The organism is Sodalis sp. C49 (genome assembly GCF_046352915.1).
GTDB lineage: Bacteria > Pseudomonadota > Gammaproteobacteria > Enterobacterales > Enterobacteriaceae > Acerihabitans.
In genome coordinates this window covers 3,838,059-3,856,912 of record NZ_CP163303.1, presented here as the reverse complement: position 1 = coordinate 3,856,912, position 18,854 = coordinate 3,838,059, and the positions used below count along the sequence as shown (strand labels likewise).

At 50.3% G+C, this 18,854-nt stretch carries 15 protein-coding genes; 6 read left to right on the top strand and 9 right to left on the bottom strand.

The genetic code is table 11. The features are described 5' to 3' along the window. Position 1 precedes the first annotated feature (1 nt). Together bcsD and ABUK12_RS17345 are read left to right on the top strand one after the other, a co-directional pair. The gene (gene bcsD, locus ABUK12_RS17350) at positions 2 to 481 is read left to right on the top strand and encodes a cellulose biosynthesis protein BcsD (RefSeq protein WP_410013020.1); all 480 of its coding nucleotides are present in this window, start codon (positions 2 to 4) and stop codon (positions 479 to 481) included. 14 nt (positions 482 to 495) lie between these two features. Continuing rightward, positions 496 to 1,497: a glycosyl hydrolase family 8 gene (locus ABUK12_RS17345; RefSeq protein ID WP_410013019.1), complete on the top strand. Its 1,002-nt coding sequence runs from the start codon at positions 496 to 498 to the stop codon at positions 1,495 to 1,497. A gap of 61 nt (positions 1,498 to 1,558) precedes the next feature. On the opposite strand, the gene ABUK12_RS17340 is transcribed toward ABUK12_RS17345, so the two are convergent. Further along, positions 1,559 to 2,275, bottom strand: a complete 717-nt coding sequence (locus ABUK12_RS17340) for a VUT family protein (protein ID WP_410013018.1) — start codon at positions 2,273 to 2,275, stop codon at positions 1,559 to 1,561. Positions 2,276 to 2,739: 464 nt separating this feature from the next. After that, positions 2,740 to 3,375, bottom strand: a complete 636-nt coding sequence (locus ABUK12_RS17335) for a hypothetical protein (RefSeq protein WP_410013017.1) — start codon at positions 3,373 to 3,375, stop codon at positions 2,740 to 2,742. A gap of 360 nt (positions 3,376 to 3,735) precedes the next feature. On the opposite strand from ABUK12_RS17335, the gene ABUK12_RS17330 reads away from it, so the two are divergent. Both ABUK12_RS17330 and ABUK12_RS17325 read left to right on the top strand, forming a co-directional pair. Next, positions 3,736 to 4,389 (top strand): S24 family peptidase, encoded by a 654-nt coding sequence (locus ABUK12_RS17330; RefSeq protein ID WP_410013016.1) that lies wholly within the window; start codon positions 3,736 to 3,738, stop codon positions 4,387 to 4,389. 23 nt (positions 4,390 to 4,412) lie between these two features. After that, positions 4,413 to 4,934, top strand: a complete 522-nt coding sequence (locus ABUK12_RS17325) for a hypothetical protein (RefSeq protein WP_410013015.1) — start codon at positions 4,413 to 4,415, stop codon at positions 4,932 to 4,934. An 854-nt stretch (positions 4,935 to 5,788) separates the two neighbouring features. On the opposite strand, the gene dppF is transcribed toward ABUK12_RS17325, so the two are convergent. The 7 genes from dppF to ABUK12_RS17290 form a co-directional block, all read right to left on the bottom strand. Continuing rightward, positions 5,789 to 6,799, bottom strand: a complete 1,011-nt coding sequence (gene dppF / locus ABUK12_RS17320; protein WP_410013014.1) for a dipeptide ABC transporter ATP-binding subunit DppF — start codon at positions 6,797 to 6,799, stop codon at positions 5,789 to 5,791. After that, positions 6,796 to 7,776 carry a dipeptide ABC transporter ATP-binding protein gene (gene dppD / locus ABUK12_RS17315; RefSeq protein WP_410013013.1) on the bottom strand — a complete coding sequence of 327 codons (981 nt, stop codon included), beginning with the start codon at positions 7,774 to 7,776 and terminating at the stop codon, positions 6,796 to 6,798. The genes dppF and dppD overlap by 4 nt, the downstream gene beginning before the upstream one ends. 10 nt (positions 7,777 to 7,786) lie before the next feature. After that, positions 7,787 to 8,689, bottom strand: a complete 903-nt coding sequence (dppC, locus tag ABUK12_RS17310) for a dipeptide ABC transporter permease DppC (protein ID WP_410013012.1) — start codon at positions 8,687 to 8,689, stop codon at positions 7,787 to 7,789. Between the two features lie 11 nt (positions 8,690 to 8,700). After that, the gene (gene dppB / locus ABUK12_RS17305; protein ID WP_410013011.1) at positions 8,701 to 9,720 is read right to left on the bottom strand and encodes a dipeptide ABC transporter permease DppB; all 1,020 of its coding nucleotides are present in this window, start codon (positions 9,718 to 9,720) and stop codon (positions 8,701 to 8,703) included. A gap of 195 nt (positions 9,721 to 9,915) precedes the next feature. Continuing rightward, positions 9,916 to 11,523, bottom strand: coding sequence for a dipeptide ABC transporter periplasmic-binding protein DppA (gene dppA / locus ABUK12_RS17300; protein ID WP_410016688.1), 1,608 nt, complete (start codon positions 11,521 to 11,523; stop codon positions 9,916 to 9,918). An 897-nt stretch (positions 11,524 to 12,420) separates the two neighbouring features. Continuing rightward, the gene (locus ABUK12_RS17295; RefSeq protein WP_410013010.1) at positions 12,421 to 13,578 is read right to left on the bottom strand and encodes a sigma 54-interacting transcriptional regulator; all 1,158 of its coding nucleotides are present in this window, start codon (positions 13,576 to 13,578) and stop codon (positions 12,421 to 12,423) included. A gap of 1 nt (position 13,579) precedes the next feature. Next, on the bottom strand, positions 13,580 to 15,193 hold the full coding sequence (locus ABUK12_RS17290) for a sigma 54-interacting transcriptional regulator (protein ID WP_410013009.1): 1,614 nt from the start codon (positions 15,191 to 15,193) through the stop codon (positions 13,580 to 13,582). 1,042 nt (positions 15,194 to 16,235) lie between these two features. Here ABUK12_RS17290 and ABUK12_RS17285 point away from each other — a divergent pair. Together ABUK12_RS17285 and ABUK12_RS17280 are read left to right on the top strand one after the other, a co-directional pair. Next, positions 16,236 to 18,179, top strand: coding sequence for a hypothetical protein (locus ABUK12_RS17285; RefSeq protein WP_410013008.1), 1,944 nt, complete (start codon positions 16,236 to 16,238; stop codon positions 18,177 to 18,179). Further along, positions 18,176 to 18,676 carry an immunity 42 family protein gene (locus ABUK12_RS17280; RefSeq protein WP_410013007.1) on the top strand — a complete coding sequence of 167 codons (501 nt, stop codon included), beginning with the start codon at positions 18,176 to 18,178 and terminating at the stop codon, positions 18,674 to 18,676. The genes ABUK12_RS17285 and ABUK12_RS17280 overlap by 4 nt, the downstream gene beginning before the upstream one ends. Positions 18,677 to 18,854 lie beyond the last annotated feature (178 nt).

Below are 18,854 nucleotides of genomic sequence, written 5' to 3'. Positions count from 1 at the left end.
TATGCAGGATATATCTGACGCAACGTCCGAGCTGGTTTACTTCCGCCGGCGGCAATATCAGCCCGGCTGGCAGGATCTGCTCGATATCATGATCTCCGGCATCGCCGCCAATGCCGGCGACGAAGATCGCCGCCAGTTCCTTAACCTGATGGGTAGCCAACTGGCCGGGCGCTTTCCTTTACCCCATGCCGAAACGGTCGGGGATCTGGAAGATGGCTTTAACCGGCTCTGGTCGGAATTCAATTGGGGCTTTGTGCGGCTGCAGCCGGGTGAAACCCATCTCACGTTGATACATCATGCCGTTCCTCCCGCGGCTACGGGCGCTGAGCCGGAGGAGTGGACCGCCGGGCTGGCGGCGATCCTGGAAGGCGCCTATGCTGAATGGATATTAGCCCAGGGCGGACAGCCTCATGTCGCGCTGCGTTGGCAGCAGGACAGCGCGGAAGGCATAATGACTTTTAGTTATCAAAACACTATTTAAGGGATTGAAGCGTTATGAAATTTGCCCGCCATTTGCCGCTGCTGCTCGCTATGTTTTTCGCCCTGCTGACGGGCGCGGCGCAGGCCGACAGCGCCGGCTGGCAACATTATAAAAGCCGCTATATGCTGCCGGAAGGCCGCATTATCGATACCGGCAACCACAATGTCAGCCATACCGAGGGGCAGGGCTACGCCATGCTGCTGGCGGTAAACTATAACGACCGCGCCGCCTTCGATACCCTGTTGAATTGGACCAACCAGCATCTGTACCGTAAAGACATCGGCCTGTACTCCTGGCGCTACGATCCCGCCGCTACCCCGCCGGTGGCCGACATCAACAATGCCTCCGACGGCGACACCCTGATCGCCTGGGCGCTGCTCCAGGCCGGGGACAAGTGGAAACTGCCGAACTATACCGCGGCGTCGAACGCGCTGCAGGCGGCGATAATCAAACACAATGTGATTAAGTTCGCCGGCTTCAACCTGCTGTTGCCGGGGGCGTCGGGCTTTAACCAGACCAGCTCGGTGACGCTCAATCCGTCATACTTTATCTTCCCCGCCTGGCAGGCGTTTTACCAGGCCGGCCATTTGAAGATCTGGAACGATTTAACCGCCGATTCCCTTAAAATCCTGGGGCTGATGCGCTTTGGCGACCCCCGGCTGCCCACCGATTGGGTCACCCTGCGGGCGGATGGCTCCTTGACGCCTTCCGATCGCTGGCCGTCGCGCTTTAGCTTTGACGCGGTGCGCATACCGCTGTATATCAACTGGGCGCAGCGCAACAGCCTGGCGCTTGGGCCGTACGTCGCCTACTGGCGCCAGTTCGACCGGCTGGCCACTCCCGCCTGGGTCGATGTGCTGACCGGCGCCAAGGCCGATTTCATGCTATCGCCGGGCATGCTGGCCATTCGCGACGCCATCATGGGCAACGGCGCGCAGGTCAATGACAATATCCAGCCGCAGGAAGACTACTATTCCGCCAGCCTGCGGATGCTGACGTACTGGTCGCTGAAATAATTACCCGAACTACAAGTGCAGTCGCGTGCGGCCCTCGACAGGGCCACATGCATAAAAAATGTTACCCTTTATCATCGAATTTATTCCTCTTAACATCATCATTGGTCCCCTTGAATACAGTTAACGGATTATAAGAGATTCCCCAGTCGTAATAGTCCGTTTTTTCAATCTTTTTAATTTTGTGTACGATGTAAATGCCAACGGGTAAAAGTATAATTGACATAACCACTTTATAGCACCACGTAGTAGATATGATATTAACTAATTCATAAAATGAATATTTAGATGATAAACTGATTGGATAATCGGTAATCAGCAATACCGCCTGGGCCATCATGGCGGATAAGGTATAGCGGATGATGAAAAAGCGGCCGTTGAAATACACTTTAAGCTTGGATATTAAAAAGCTATTGCAAAAATAAGATGCCGGCATCGAGACCCAGGTCGCAACGGTTACCCGCCAAAAGTCATTGTAGAGGCCATAATAGTGCTGGGAATAGGCATTCGAATCAACTTGAATAACTGCACATATATTTATTAAAAAAACATATATTGTTTGGCATAAAACCACAATCCAAACCGTACGCCCCCCTAATTTATAACCATAAACTTCCGTGGAAATAGTTGATAATAAATAAAATAATGAAAATATAATGCCGCTAGCGGTAATTCTAAAGTCGCCTAAATTAAATACCTTAAACATCAATGTGTCGCACATCACCATGATGGTAACAGTTAATCCGACAAATAAACCGTATAGCTTGTAATCTGTATTCATAAAATCCCTTTTAAAAATTATCGTCTGTTAACGTGTACATACTTGTATTGGAAAAGATCTTCATCTTTAAGGCCTTTAGACTTTTTAGTAGTGCTTTAATAGTTTTAACATTTAGAGAGAACAGGTCATAATCTTAATTTCAAAATTTCAATAAGTCATGCTTTTTTATTACTTCGTTTAATTGAATAATTTACTTTTTATACAAATTGAAAAATATAGCATATTTATTATTAGAAATTATTTCTTCCTGGTTAATTATTAAAGTGTACCTATAATGTCAGAAATATTTTAAAATATCACTATTAACGAATAGCTTAAAGTTATAAAAGATGAAAAGTACTATTTTTTTAAAATTTAACATCAATATTAATCTGGAAATTAGAGTAAAAATTCAGTTTCTCCTCTCAGTATATTGCCGAAGTACCGGAGGAGAATATCTGCTATAATAATTATATTCGATATACTTATTTTTTTATCTTTTCGTCTAATTCTTGTACACATTCAAACATAATTTCTTTAATTATCTCTGAATCATGAATAGCCACGAATTGCTCCATTGTCCCATAAAAATCCAAGAATGAAATCCTGATTGTTCTGGATACCCATACTGCAAAAAAAATCTGAGAGCAATTATCTAACCTTTGCGATAAAAGCATGGCACTTTTAGGCTTATGATTGTGTTCTGCTTCAAAAGCTAAGGCCGCAGTATCTACACTACGCCAAGCAAAATGATTTTGCAGATTTTCTAAATCAACAAGTAGAGGGCCCCCTATCAATAAATCATCTCTTAATTCAGTAATCAAGGTTCCTTTTATATTTAAATACCCATTTACACGTAGGTTTGTGGGCAGTTTATCGATAGGCGTATTTTCAAGATCTAATGAATCATTACAATGAAAATCATCAGGTAGGGCTTCAATATTAGTGTTTTCCATGAAGATAGATTGTCCAACCTCTATGTCTATTGGTAATATCCGAACCTTCGTATCTTTAGCGTCAAGATTATCATAAACCTTGAGTTTATTGGGTAGCTTATTAATAGCACAACCTTTTAAAATCAATGATCCCATGACAATTAAATATTCAGGTAGATGAGTCACACCACTATCGCTAAGGTCAAGGGTATCGTTGATTATGATTAATCCGCCCGGTGTACGGGAAAACTCAACTTTTTTTGAGAGAAGATAATCGAAAAAATTAATTTTATGTCTCCTTCGTTATATGGTGATTGTGTCAATGTAAACTAGCATGTGATTTTCAAGGGAAAAATATACTTTGATAGACAATCATTTTGAATAAAATATATTTAAATATCTATATAACTCAGCTTAATATTAATTATTCTAACCACTAGGAAAATAAACAATAGAGCAATATCTAACGGACATAAATTACTCGTTTTTAGTTCTGAGTGACAATATACTGTATTTTTTTCAATATATCATCACAGAGACAATATAATGCATAAAATTGACTTAAAAAATCAAAATGGTGAGCATGAAGCACTTCTTACTATTGGGAAAAATTTGGTTTATTTGATGTCAACAAGAAATGTTGACAGTACAGAATTAAGCACCTTAACCGGTCTTGGCACAGCAACTATCAATAGTATGCGGCGAGGTATCGGAAATCCTACGCTCGCAACGATTGTCGCGTTGGCTCAATTTTTTGAAGTTAGCCTAAGCGAGTTCACAGACATTAATATAGAAAGGCAGGCAATAAGTCATAAAAAAATTAAAACACTGCCATTAATAAAACTTAATGAATTAAATATATTTTTGGATAACGTGTTGGATACATATGATACTTATACTACAGAATTATGTGTATTTGGAAATAATGATTGTTTTGCTATTAATATAAATAATGATTCTCTATACCCACAATTCTCTAGCGGAACAATTTGCATAGTAAAAAAAGATAACACACCCCATGACGGAGATATTGTTTTAGTAAAAATAAACAATTGCACTCCTTGTTTTAGACGTGTATTTATTGAAGATACAGGTTATTTGTTCACTGCGGTATCGATAGATCAGGATTTAGTCCCTTCGGCATATAAATCTTATTCTATAGTTGGTATTATAATCAAAACCATTAAATATTTTTCTTGATATTAAATATTCTGAGGTGATTAATGCATTGGCGTTTAGTTATAAAATGGGTTAAGGCAGTTTTTACCCCTCAGTATCAATTAACTTTAAGTGAAGTAATAAAATCCAGGATCCCCTATAAATCCAAATACATGTTTAAAGAATTTGGTAGTCATGAATATATTAGTTTAACATTCGAGGATATAAAAAAAAGTGAAAACTTACTACATATCATTAACCCTAACAACCTAATTGAAATAAGCCTAATTGAATCTAAAATACAAAAAGATTACGAAGCTTATTACATAACTGAAATGACAATTGGCAATAACTATAAGCTGAAAGCACTGGATCAGGAAGTTTGTTTTTCAGGCGAGTACATACATAAAAATATTGATGTTTTTCAGAACTTTCACTCGAAAGATCTTTGTGAAATTATGTATGCGACCGGTTTTAATAAAGGCCGAAGGGTTTCTCTTGCTCTAAAAGATGTCAGCGATAGTAGAAAGCTTAAACCAGCTAAAACGAACACAGATAATATTTACAACTTTAAGCCTATGGAGTAAGTAGGCAGCATCAACATCTAAACTGTGGGACAGAAGTCATGGTCCCACCTCCACCGGATGATATTTACCAATGTTCATACCCTGTATGTCTGCTTTGCTGCCAAATATCTATGTCTTTAACCGGTGTTTCGTCTAGATCTCGTTTCGTAGTAAGTTCTGCAGGAATACATCGGCTCGACGCCGATTTTAAAAACAGCTTATCCCCAGCGAATTATCGCATCAAGATCCTCACGACTAGCAAGATACGATTGATTGGGCATCGACGCAGGAAGAAATACTGTGGCAAAATTGTTCTCCTTTTTTGAGAGATAATTCATTATATTCGCCTTAAAAACGGATGTGGCAGACACATAGATAATACCTTCAAATCAAGCCATAATGATCATCATCAGTAAAATTTCCTACATCCTGAAAACATTTTAAAAACTTGGGCCCGCGCTTTATTGTTTTCTTGATTCTGCTGCCTTTTTTTTGCCTTCGCGGTGGCGGCAAACTCGCCCTCAAACATGTTTGAAAAATTGTTATCTATCTCTTGCCTCTTCTGTCACAGCTTTGATCAGATTAATAGTGATACAATTTTTAGCATTTGCTAGTTTAATGGCTGGGCTTTCGTATTTAAGAAGGTCGGTTTCATCGTTTCACTGTGCGCACGTTTATGTGCATAACGAAAACGCATATATCTGAGAATAAACAATAACAAAAATCTATTATGGACTGTTGGCGTAACCGGTCATCAGGTTAGGATGACACTGAGGTAATAAGGGTACGAAGGCATAATTGCACATACGTTTGAAGCGGTCATGATAGGCAGGAAAAATCCCATCATGCCCGCAGGCACGGTCTTGTTATCAAACTCAGCGAATGCCCTGCGCCTCGTCCTGATCGACGGCAAAGCAGGCCACCAGCTGGTCGCCGTAGCGCTTAAGCTGCGGCTGCAGTTCGGTACAGGTACCGAAACGGCGGCGGCAGCGGGCGCTAAAGGCGCATCCCGGGGGCGGGTTCAGCGGGCTTGGCAGCTCGCCGGTCAGCTTGATGCGTTCGCGGCGCAGATCCGGGTTCAGCCTGGGTGTGGCCGACAGCAGCGCCTGGGTATAGGGATGGCGCGGATTACTGAAAATCGCCTCTTTGCTGCCCTTCTCCACGCAGCGGCCCAGGTACATCACCATCACTTCGTCGGCAATGTGCTCCACCACCGACAGGTCATGGGAAATAAACACATACGACAGCCCCATATCCTGCTGCAGGTCCATCATCAGGTTCAGTACCTGGGCGCGCACCGATACGTCCAGGGCCGATACAGGCTCATCGGCGATGACCACGTCGGGGTCGAGCATCAGCCCGCGGGCAATGGCGATACGCTGGCGCTGGCCGCCGGAAAACATATGCGGATAACGATCATAGTATTCGGTGCGCAGCCCCACCTTCGCCATCATCGCCAGCGCTTTCTCACGCCGTTCGGCGCGGTTGAGCGAGGTATTGATTTGCAGCGGCTCCTCGAGGATTTGCCCCACCTTCTTGCGCGGGTTCAGCGAGCCGTACGGGTTCTGGAACACGATTTGGATCTTCTGGCGCCGCAGGTGCGCGGCGGTCACATCAGGTTTCAGCAGATCCTGGCCCAGGTAATGCAACTGCCCGCCGGTGGGCGTTTCAATCATGGTCAGCAGACGGCCGAGGGTGGACTTGCCGCAGCCGGATTCGCCCACCACCGCCAGCGTCTTGCCGCGCTCCAGGGTAAAGGATACCCCGTCCAGGGCCTTGACCATGACCTCCTTGCCGAACAACCCTTTTTTCACCGGGTAGTATTTCTTTAAATCCACCGCATGCAGCAAGGCGGTTGCCTGCGGATCGTAAATAGTCTCGCTCATCGGGTGGGTCTCCCCGCATCATCCAGCGGATAGTGACATTTAGACTGACGATCCGGCAAATCCCGCAGCTCCGGTTCTACCTGGCGGCAGTAATCGGTGGCATAGGGACAGCGCGGGTTCAGCAGGCAGCCGGTGGGGCGATCGTATTTGCCTGGCACCATGCCCGGCAGCGAGGCCAGCCTGGCCTTGTCGGTGGCAAATTCCGGCAGGGAGCGCAGCAGCGCCTGGGTATAGGGGTGGCGCGGCGCGCGGAAGATTTCCGTCGCTTTGCCGGTTTCCACCACCTGGCCGGCGTACATGACGATAATATGATGCGCGGCTTCCGCCACCAGCGCCAGGTCATGGGTAATCAGCACCAGCGCCATATTTTCCCGCTGCTGCAAATCCAGCAGCAGCTCGATGATCTGCGCCTGGATGGTCACATCCAGCGCGGTGGTGGGCTCATCGGCAATCAGCAGCTTGGGACGGCAGGCAATCGCCATGGCGATCATCACGCGCTGGCTCATGCCGCCGGACAGCTGGTGCGGATAGACATCCAGCCTGGATGCCGGCGCGGGGATGCCCACCAGGGTCAGCAGATCGATGGCGCGCTGGCGCCGGGTCCTGCGGTTGCCGCCCTGGTGCACCTTGATGGCTTCCATAATCTGGTAGCCTACGGTGTAACAAGGGTTAAGGCTGGTCATCGGGTCCTGGAAAATCATGGCGATGTCGGCGCCAATCAGCTGACGGCGCTCGCTGTTGGAGATTTTCTGCAAATCCCGGCCGTTGAATACCAGGTTTTCCGCCATGACGCGGCCGGGAAAATCAATCAGGCCCATAATGGCCAGCGAGCTGACGGACTTGCCGGAGCCGGACTCACCGACAATGCCCACGACCTGGCCCTGTTCCACCTGGTAGCTGATGCGGTCGACGGCACGAAACGGTGTTCCTTCATCACCGAAATGCACCGATAATTTATCTATGGTTAATAACGCCATTGCTTCCTCGTTACTGCTTGAGTTTGGGGTCGAGCGCGTCACGCAGTCCGTCCCCCATCAAATTAAAGGCTAACACGGTGAGCAGGATAATGACCCCCGGGAAGGTCACCACCCACCAGGCACTCTGCGCAAACTGCAGCACATCGGAGAGCATGGTGCCCCACTCCGGTGTCGGCGGCTGCGCGCCCATGCCCAGGAAGCCCAACGCGGCCATGTCAAGGATGGCATTGGAGAAGCCCAGCGACGCCTGCACGATCAAGGGTGCCAGGCAGTTGGGAAGGATGTTGATAAACATCTGGCGCAGGGGTCCGGCGCCGGCCACGCCCGAGGCGGTCACATAGTCGCGGTTCACCTCGCCCAGCACCGCCGCGCGCGTCAGGCGCACGTAATGCGGCAGGGCGACGAACGTCAGCGCCAGCGAGGCGTTGACGATGGAGGGGCCGAAGATGGCCACCAGCACCAGCGCCAGCAGCAGGCTGGGCAGCGCCAGCATGATATCCACCACGCGCATGATGACCACGTCCACCAATCCGCCGATATAACCGGACAACAGCCCGAATATCACGCCGAATATCAGCGACAGGACCACCACCAGGCAACCGACCAGTAGCGAAAGGCGCGCGCCGTACATCAGGCGGGTCATGATATCGCGCCCGACGTCATCGGTGCCCAGGATAAACTGCCAGCTGCCGCCCTCCATCCACACCGGCGGGCGCAGCAGGGCCTCGCGGAATTGCTCCGCCGGGCCATGGGGCGCGATGACCCCGGCGCCGATGGCGACGACGAACATCAGGACGATATAGCCCAGGCCGATGACCGCGCCCTTGTTGCGTTTAAAATAGTGCCAGAACTCCTGGAGCGGGGTCATGGGCTTCGGTGCGCCGGTTATTACCGGCTCAGAGATTTCAGTCATTTTCCATTCCCCTATTTCTTGTGGCGAATACGCGGGTTAACCACGCCATACAGCACGTCCACCAGCAGGTTCACCACAATAATCAGGATCGCCACCAATAACACCCCGCCCTGTACCACCGGATAATCACGGCGCTGCAAGGCCTCGACCAGCCAGCGGCCCAGGCCCGGCCAGGAGAAAATCGTTTCCGTAAGGATAGCGCCCGCCAACAGGGTGCCGACCTGCAGCCCGATAACCGTCACCACCGGCAACAGGGCGTTGCGCAGGGCATGGACGATAATGACGCGCATGCGGCTCAGGCCTTTGGCGCGGGCGGTGCGGATATAATCCTCGCTCAGCACTTCCAGCATCGCCGAACGGGTCATGCGCACAATCACCGCCAGCGGGATGGTGCCGAGCACGATGGCCGGCAGCACCATATGCATCACGGCGTCTTTAAAATCCCCCGGCTGGCCCCAAATCAGGGTATCGATCAGCATAAAGCCGGTAAGCGGCATGCTGTCGTCCAGGAAGACCGTGTCGCCCACCCTCCCGGACACCGGGGTGAGGTTAAAGTGCACCGACACCAGCATGATGAGCATCATGCCCCACCAGAAAATAGGCATCGAATAGCCGGCCAGCGAAATACTGACGGCGGTATGATCAAACAGCGAACCACGTTTGACCGCCGCCAGCACCCCGGCGGGAATACCGACCAGCACGGCAAAAATCATTGCGCAAACACCCAGTTCCAGGGTTGCCTGGAAACGCGGCACGAATTCCTGCCAAACGGGGATGCGGCTTTTAAGCGAAATGCCCAGATCACCGTGCATAATGCCGACGACATAATGAACATATTGCTGAAATAAGGGTTTATCCAGGCCCAGCGCCGCCATCATCTCTGCGTGGCGCTCGGGGGACATTCCGCGTTCACCCGCCATGATCAGCACCGGATCGCCGGGAATCAAATGGACAAACGCAAACGTCAGCAAGGTAATACCAATAAACGTCGGGATTACGAGTCCCAAACGTCGGAGTATGAACTGCAACATATTCCGAACTCTCTGTTTCTGTAGATAGTTTACCCGGGCGCATTACGCGCCCGGGTTATCAAAGCTCACATCTTCAGGATTCCCCCCTGGCCTCGCTGGCGCGATTCCTTCCCCGGTGCGGCACCGGGGAACACTCCCGCTTCCCCGCATGGGTGGGGGAAGCTCCCTTTAGGGATATGGGGGGTTAATTGACCTTTAGTCTAAAGATACGTTCTCGAAATGATGTTTACCCAGTGGATCGACCACATACCCTTTCACTTCCTTACGCACAGGCTCGTATACCGTGGAATGGGCAACGATAAGCGCCGGCGCCTGATCGTGCATGACCACCTGGGCCTGTTTGTACAGATCCACGCGTTTCGCATGATCGGACGTGCTGCGCGCCGGCTGGATCAGGTCTTCAAACGGCTTGTAGCACCACCTTGAGTAGTTGGAGCCGTCTTTTGCCGCATCGCAGCTGAACAGGGTGGCGAAGAAGTTATCCGGATCCCCATTGTCCCCGGTCCAGCCCATCATAACAGACTGATGCTCGCCGGCCTTGGCGCGTTTGAGGTATTCGCCCCATTCGTAGCTGACGATCTTGGCCTTAACGCCGATTTTAGCCCAGTCGGACTGAATCATTTCCGCCATGCGCCTGGCGTTCGGGTTGTAGGGACGCTGTACCGGCATAGCCCACAAATCGATGGAGAAACCCTCCGGCAAGCCCGCTTCCTTCAGCAGTTCTTTCGCTTTGGCCGGATCGTAAGCGTAATCCTGCACCGCGTCGTTATAGCTCCACATGGTCGGCGGAATCAGGTTTTTCGCCGGCTGGCCCGCGCCCTGGTATACCGCGTCGATGATGGCGGATTTGTTTACCGCGGTGATCAGCGCCTGGCGAACCTTCAGGTTATCCAGCGGTTTTTTCTCGACGTTAAACGCCAGGTAGCCCACGTTCAGGCCCGGCTGTTCCATCAGGTTGATGGTTTTGTCTTCTTTCATGCGCGCGATGTCGGCCGGATTAGGATACGGCATGATCTGGCATTCGTTTTTCTGCAGCTTGGCATAACGTACGGACGCGTCCGGCGTAATGGAGAACACCAGGCGGTCGATTTTCGGCTTGGTGCCCCAATAGTTTTCGAACGCTTTGTACAGGATGCGGGAATCTTTCTGGTACTGCAGCAGTTGGAAGGGGCCGGTACCGATCGGGTTGAGATCGATTTTTTCCGGCGTGCCCGCTTTTTGCATCAGATCGGCATACTGGGCGGACATGATGGAGGCGAAGTCCATGGCCAGGTCGGCCAGGAATGGCGATTCCTCGCGGGTCAGGTTGAAGCGCACTGTGTAGTCGTCGACTTTTTCCACGCTGGCGATCAAATCGCCCATGCCCATGCCGTCAAAGTACTCGTAATTGCCGCCGGAGACTTTATGGTAAGGATGGTTGGCGTCTTTCTGCCGCATAAAGGAGAAGATCACGTCGTCTGCGTTGAAATCGCGGGTCGGTTTGAAATCCTTGCTTTCCTGCCACTTCACGCCTTTACGCAGATGGAAAGTATAGGTTTTGCCGTCGGCGCTGACTTCCCACTTTTCGGCCAGGCTCGGAATCACTTCCGTGGTGCCCAGCTTGAAATCGACCAGACGATTGTAGATCGGCACGGAACTGGCATCAAAACTGGTGCCGGACGTGAATAACTGCGGGTTGAACCCTTCAGGCGAGCCCTCTGAACAATATACCAGAGTCTTTGCCTGAACGCTGGCCGCCACGGCTAATGCCGCCAGGCTAATGCCGACCTTCAGTATCCCTGATTTGGTCAAGGAAATTGTCATCATTCTGCTCCATTGTGTGATGTGATGTTGTGTGTTGTACGGCCAGACGCTGTTTTTTTTAATGCTGCGGTCTGTGCAGTGCGCCTTGCGGCATCAGAACCAAAGAAGGGAATATATGCCGGGATGCCCATGAGGCAGCACCCCCCGACGCGTTGAATGCGTGGGACCATTCAAACAATCCATTGCCCCTCCTGAATTCCGAGGCTCCCAATTTGGCAACTGTTTGCCAATACGTCAATATAACCCGTAGGGATTTACACATTTTGTGAGACGCAGCAAACGAAAACAATCCACAGGTGTTTGGCCAAAAATGAAGCACGATCGCCAGTCAATATAGCTAAACTGTGAAGTAATTCACTTTATGACAATGAGTAAGCAGTCATACATACTATTTAAAAACTAAAAAAAAATTTGATCGTGTGGCGAATATATGAACTGTTATTTCAGAATTTCCGGATGAAAGCAGGTAAAAATGCTGACATTGGTTCGCCTTGATGACCATATCGACAACCTTTCCGTCCAGTCTGCCATACTATCTGCGCGCTATCCATCAGCCATAAACAAAGGTTATGACCGACCATAAGAAAACCTTGTTTATTGATGCCGGAAATAAGGATAACTTTGTAATATACTGATAATTATGCTTATTTTTAACGCTAATCGCTCTCTGCAGTATTGACTCCGCAGGACGTTTTATCGGGGGGCGTAATAAAATGAGGCGCAATGCAACAAACCGCTTTATCGGCTATACATCGCGATAAGATCAAATAACGGTGTCATATTTTCCCTGATAAAAACAAAATAAATAAATTAACTATTTGCTGCCATAAAATAAATAAGTTATTAACCTTAGAGAGAATATGCGCTTGCCGGGAAATCGGTACCATGACGGCGCAGTTAAAATTTCTTTACCTCAATGTGCAGTTTTTTCAAGGCATAATAAAGCTGCCGGGGGGTGATATGGAGCAAACGGGCGGCTTTGGCTTTGACCCCGCCGCTTTTTTCCAGGGCGGCGACCAGGCGATAGCGCAGCTCCTCATCGGCGTCGTCAGGGGCGCCGGCCGTCGCGGTCATGGCGCTCATCATTATTTCCGCCGGCCATAGCGGCGTAGCCGGGCCATACCCCGCCTCGTGGCCCGCCTCCTGCGGCACCGTCTCCTGCTGCCGGCTGATTTCCTGGTTCAAACGCTGGCGCAGGCAGCGCCCGGACAGGCAGGGCAATTGCTGGATAACGCCATCCCGGGCCTGGATGGCGGCATGCTCAAGGCAATTCTCGATATCGCGCACATTCCCCGGCCAATGGCACAGATAGAGTGGCGCCTGGGCCGCCTCGGTCAGCGTGAGCGTCCTGTGATTATCGCGGTTATAACGTTCGAAAAAATAGTTAACCAGACCGGGAATGTCTTCTTTACGCTCGCGCAGGGCCGGCAGGGCAATGGTGGCGATATGGATGCGATAATAGAGTTCGGCTAAAAAGGTCCCCTGCGCCATCCTCTGCTCCAGGTTTTTCTCGGTGGCGCAAATTATGCGCACATCGCAGGCCAGGGTGCGGGAGCCGCCGAGCGGCTTATACCGCTGTTCTTGTAAAATGCGCAGCAGCCGCTTTTGCAATAACAGGGAAAAATGGCCGATTTCGCTGATAAACAGCGTTCCGCCCGCCGCCAGGGCAATATCGCCGGGATAGCCGGCGACGCTGCCGGAAAAGCCCGCTTCACAACCGAACAATTCGCGCATGATATCGTCGCTGGCAAGGTAATCGCAGCACACTTTAATAAACGGACCGGCGCGATGTTGCGACTGGAGGTGAATCGCCCGGGCGATAACATCCTTACCGGTACCCGGCTCGCCGCGCAATAATACCGCTGAGCGGGTGGGCGCAATGTTTGCCACCGCCGCCAGGGTGCGTTTCATGGCATGGGAATGGGCAATGATCTGATCGACCGCATGGCCGCCGCGTCCTTTACGTGAGCGCGCTTTTCCCGCCGGCCCGCAAAGGTCGACGGCGCAGCGCGGAATGGCTAACCGCCCCGCGGCGAGATCCCCGGTGCCGGCCATATCAGTCTCCGCTCCGGTAATCTTTATAGTTCAGCTGATATTTCGCCATGCGCAGGCCGAGCATGCGCCGGGTCAGGCCCAGCTGCGCCGCCGCCCTGGACATATTGCCCTGGAAGCGGGCCAGCGCCTCGACGATCAGTTCATACTCCATCATGGATAAACGGGCCTCCAGGCCCGACTGTTCGCCAAGCGTGCCCAGCACGGCCGGTTGCAGGGCGGCGGGCAGATGATAGCTGTGGACCACCCCCTCTTCCGCCAGCAATACCGCGCGCTCCATCATATTTTCCAGCTCCCGCACGTTGCCCGGCCAGTCGTAGTTGAGCATTAAATTCAGCGCGGGCGTGGAAATGGCAGGGACATCAACCCCCTGTTCCCGGGCAAACCAGGCGTTGAAATGTTCGGCCAGGATCAGGATATCGTTGCCCCGCTCACGCAGCGCTGGAATAGTAATAGGGAAGACATTCAGACGATAGTACAGATCCTCGCGAAAGGTGCCGTTGGTGACCATGGCGGTTAAATCGCAGTGCGTCGCCGCCAGGATGCGCACGTTGACCTTAATGGACTCGTTGCTGCCCAGGCGTTCAAAGCACCGTTCCTGGATCACCCGCAATAGCTTGGCCTGGGCCGAAAGAGATAATTCGCCCACTTCATCCAGGAAAATCGTGCCGCCATCCGCCTCCTCGAACCTTCCGGCCCGACGCGCGACGGCACCGGTAAAGGCGCCTTTTTCATGGCCGAACAGCTCACTTTCGATGACGCTTTCCGGCAGCGAGGCGCAGTTGAATTTGACAAACGGCCCGCTGCCGCAGCTGCTGTTATAGTGGATGGCGCTGGCGACCCGTTCCTTGCCGACCCCGCTTTCACCGAGGATCAGCACCGTGGTGCGGGCGTGGCTGACTTTGTCAATCATCAGGTAAACCGACTGCATCGCCCTGGAGTTGCCGATGATATTCGCCGGCTTGAATTTTTCCTTCAGCTCTTTATCCAGCCGGGCGCTTTGAGCCTGCAATACCTGCTTATGGGCGCGCTCCAGCAGATGCAGCTCCACCGCCTGGGCAATAGTGGTGGCGATAATGGCCAGCACCTCCAAATCCAGATTTAACAGTTGCCGGTTATTGTATAAACGTTCCACCCCAATGGTGCCCATCACTTTCATGCCGCGCATGATGGGCACGCAAATAAAGGAAAGATGGCCATCGACCGTTTTATCCCAACTGCCGGTGCGATTGAGAAACAACGGCTCTTCGGCAATGATCGGGACAATAATGGGCTGGCGGGTTTCCACCACCCTGCCGGTGATGCCCTCGCCGGGATAATAGACGCCCTTTTCGATTTCATCCTTGGATAAACCGTAGCTTTCATGGATAAAAATCTGGTCGCAGCTGGCATCGTAGAGCGAGATCATCGCCCGGGTAACCTGCAAATGTTTTTGCATCAGCTCCAGCACCAGCTTGAGCGTCTTGGATAAAGAGCCTTCCCTGCTGACCACCTTGCTGACCTCGGACAGCAGGGGCAGCAGTTCGGAGCGGCACTCGCCCAGTTGGCAGGTAAAGGATAACGAATCCGCCAGCGTCGGATGGGCGGATGCGGTGTCATTAAGCATGGCCGGTGGCATAAAGCGCGCCTCCCTTTGGCGCCCAATGGGCGGTGAAGGTCAAAAAACCGATGTGCCGGCATAGGTTTTCCGGCCCGAGTGAGAGTGGTGCAAGTTGCCGGCCATCTATCGCTATATAATTAAATATATAACGATATGATTTAACGTCGTTTTGCCATTGGCGCATTGACGCCAGTGGCTTTTTTGTCTTGTATGTGACAACGGATAATCAACAATGTACGTTTCACGCCGGAGTCAGGCGCCCGGCTGAAGCGGCGCGCCCTGCAGCAGCCTGAGTCCGCATCATCATGTTGATAAAAACCGGGATGGGGACACTCATACCGCGCTGTGGACAAACCGCAGCGATAATGGGATAGCAGGCTGATTATCCCGATGGGTGGTGCCTGCCGGCACGCGTTTTAACACATTATTATTAGACCATCCGCCTTCAGCATCTTAGAGAATACGCAGTATTTTTTACTGCTCACACAGGAATAATGCTAATCAGGAAGGTTAAAGTTTTTAATAAAAAAATAAATATGCCAAAATGCTGGCTAACTCATTTATCTTATTTAAGCAAAGATAATGATTTAGGAAATTAAAAAAATAATATCATCCGTGCCGCTGAATTTGTTATTCAAAAAATATACTCGAAACAATAACCTGTCGCCAGCAACCCAAAAAATATTGCGGCAATATAGCTTTCAATTGACTTTCAATTAATAATATTTTCACCCATGGACAACAATGCCGGTTTTAAAAAGGTTTCTCTTTGATATTGCCGTTTAACTCTTTGTTAACTTTTTCATGCTTTACTTGCCCTATTAGCACACCCCTATCCGCGTCTTATGTGATGAACCCAATTAATCGGGAATAATTTATTATCATTCAAATAAGGGAATAAATGAATATCGGCGGCTGTGGCAGTTCATCGGGCAACAGATGCGGCAGCTCATCCAGGGGCTGTGGCGGCGGCAATTCCCGTAGAGCATGCGCGACGCACAGAGGCGGGGGTGGCGGTGATTATGCCGGCCGGGTCACCTCGTCGAGAAATGAAGATGTCATGACCGTAACCGCCACCCCTGGCAGACACCACTCCGGTAATCATCATTTCCGTCTGCATGGCGGCGGCAACGGCGGTAATACCAGCGGGAGCGGAGGTTTTAATAATACACAGCAATTAGAGACGGCGAGAAGAAGGGATTTTCAAGCACTTACGGAACAATTTCAATATCACATTAATTTATCAAAAGAAGTGTTGGATAAAGCCCTGGCGGAATGCCAGGAAGATCATGATGGCTATCACTCCCAGCCAAGGCCTGCCACATTGGCGGCGGCAGAGGCGCTGGACAATGATATGCGGGCGCAGGTGTTTTCCGCCCAGCATAAAAAGCAATCCGCCTACCAAGCGCTGAGTGAGATTAACGACCGCCTTTGCCATCTCAGTACCGGCGTTATCGCATTACATAAAGAACTAAGCACTAACCCGAGTACGTCTGTTCGGGAACGCTATTTACGGCAAGAACATCAGCTCAATCTAGAAAAGACCAAACGGAATAATCTTGACCATGCCGCCCGGGCAAGGGCTGGACAGGTGGATAACGCGCTCAAACGGAAAAATGAAACCGGGCAAATTTTAGCGGCAATAAGAAACTCTATTGCAGAACAAAAGGCTGCGGGAGCTCCCCCTGAAGCGCGGAAAGCTGTTATCAACGCTGAAAACGCCGCAAACTCCCGTAGCGAACCCTTGGCGGATAAAAGTGCTATACCCGCATCGGCAACGCCCACCATGGTGGGCAATACTGCTATTCCCGCATCGGTATCGCCGTCCATGGTGGACCGTAATGCCATTCCCACATCGGCAATGCCCTCCATGGCGCAGGTTAACGCGCGGCGCGCCATAGCGTTATCCGGTATGGCAGTGGCCCCATCGCCCAGGATGGCGCTGGCGCCGGTCGCCGCCGGCGTAAATGGCGGTATGGCAAACGCCGCCGCCGGCGGGGTTAATGGTCTCGCGCTACGCACCGCGATAAGCGAATTAGGCGCGGCCACGCTCGGGCTGGCAAAACATCCCCTTGGCCTGGGGGTGGGGTTGTTAGCCTACAGCGGCAACGTGGGCGAAGGTAGCGACAAGGTGCCGGGGCGCGACCTGGCGCAACGCTTCGCCACTGCTCCGTTGGATCCGTCTGAACTGGCGTCTGCGCCAGGGATCAGCTGTTCCGCAGGTAACGCTGTAAAAAATAACCTGCTGGGCGCTGTCGCCGGGGCTGCAGTGGAAAGCGCACCGGTGGCCGGAGCTGCTTGCGATGCTGCCAAAGAAGGCAAAAAAGACGCAGCGCTGGCGCTTGGTAAGGCTGCAACCGAGGTTCAGGCCGCTGTTTGTCGCGACAGCCTGCTGTGTGTGGCGAAACTTATCCTGACTGGACAAAGCGGTAGTACAACGGAAACTGTGCCTGTTGCGGATGATTTGACGGGCGGTAAACTTGAAAACCCATCGTCAAATCAGGATAATAAGACCGTATTGATCTCACCGGATCAGCGAGGAGATCAGAGATTCCGTCACACCGGCAATATCGAACGCAAACCGTATACGGATGAGAGTACGACGGTAACGCCGATACCGGAACATAGTAAAGATAAATTCATTTATCTGTCTAATGGCAAAGATAATAGATTACCCATTTCAGAACCTACGGTGGCAAATAATGGATTGAAAGTTGAATCTAATGCTAAACATACGCCTGGAGCACAAGGATTTAGGCCTAATGCCGGGGTGGAGCCGAGAAATTCTTTAGAACTATTTGACCATTCTATTGCTACGAAAGATCCGAAGATAAGGCTAGCCATTGATAATAATGGGAATATTCATCGGTTCTTCAACACTAGCAAGGATGGAAAGGGCAATTTTCACTGGAGTGGCAGCTCGGGAGATGAAAAAAATGCTTTAGGTAACAGGGAATTGGGGAACTTTAACAGAGAAATCAAAGAGCTGAAGGATAAAAAATGATTTTCGGACAACCTTTTGTATTTGCTGTTTTTTACGAATTACTGGAAAAAACAGAGGACAATTACTGGAAATATGGCCTTTTTGGTTTTTTTATTGAGGACGAAATATATCCAGCAAAGGGATCTAATTATACATTGTCAATGGCTATTGATTATCTAAAGGATTGTCAGCCTGAAATAACTAATTGCAAAAATAACGAGCTCCTTTTTCCCGACAGCGATTTAGAACTGTTAAGAAAACTGGCACATTCGCATGGAATGCTTCTTGATAGTGATCCTCAAGATTTGGAATTGCCTGACGCAAAGCCGTTAGGCGTTTTTTTAAGCCCACTTGAAGTATCAGACGTTGGCTTTTATTTGTTTTATTATCCTAAAGATGAAGATGAAGAATACTTGATATACACAGCGGATTACGGTAATACAGCTAAAAAAGCCATATTTAAGAAAGGTACTATCAGTAATGTGTTCGCACAACTCCCAATCAAAGATGCTATATAGTTGACTAAAATTCCGGCACCTACGCCGGTATTTTTAACTTATATGCCAGTCCGTATCCGATGATTTAGGAGCGTTACTTGGCTCAATGGATTGGACGATATGGCGTGATTCATCCAAACCTGCCGATCCAGCGGTATGGGAAGACTGGATAGCAGCAGTTAAAAAAGTGGATTGAACA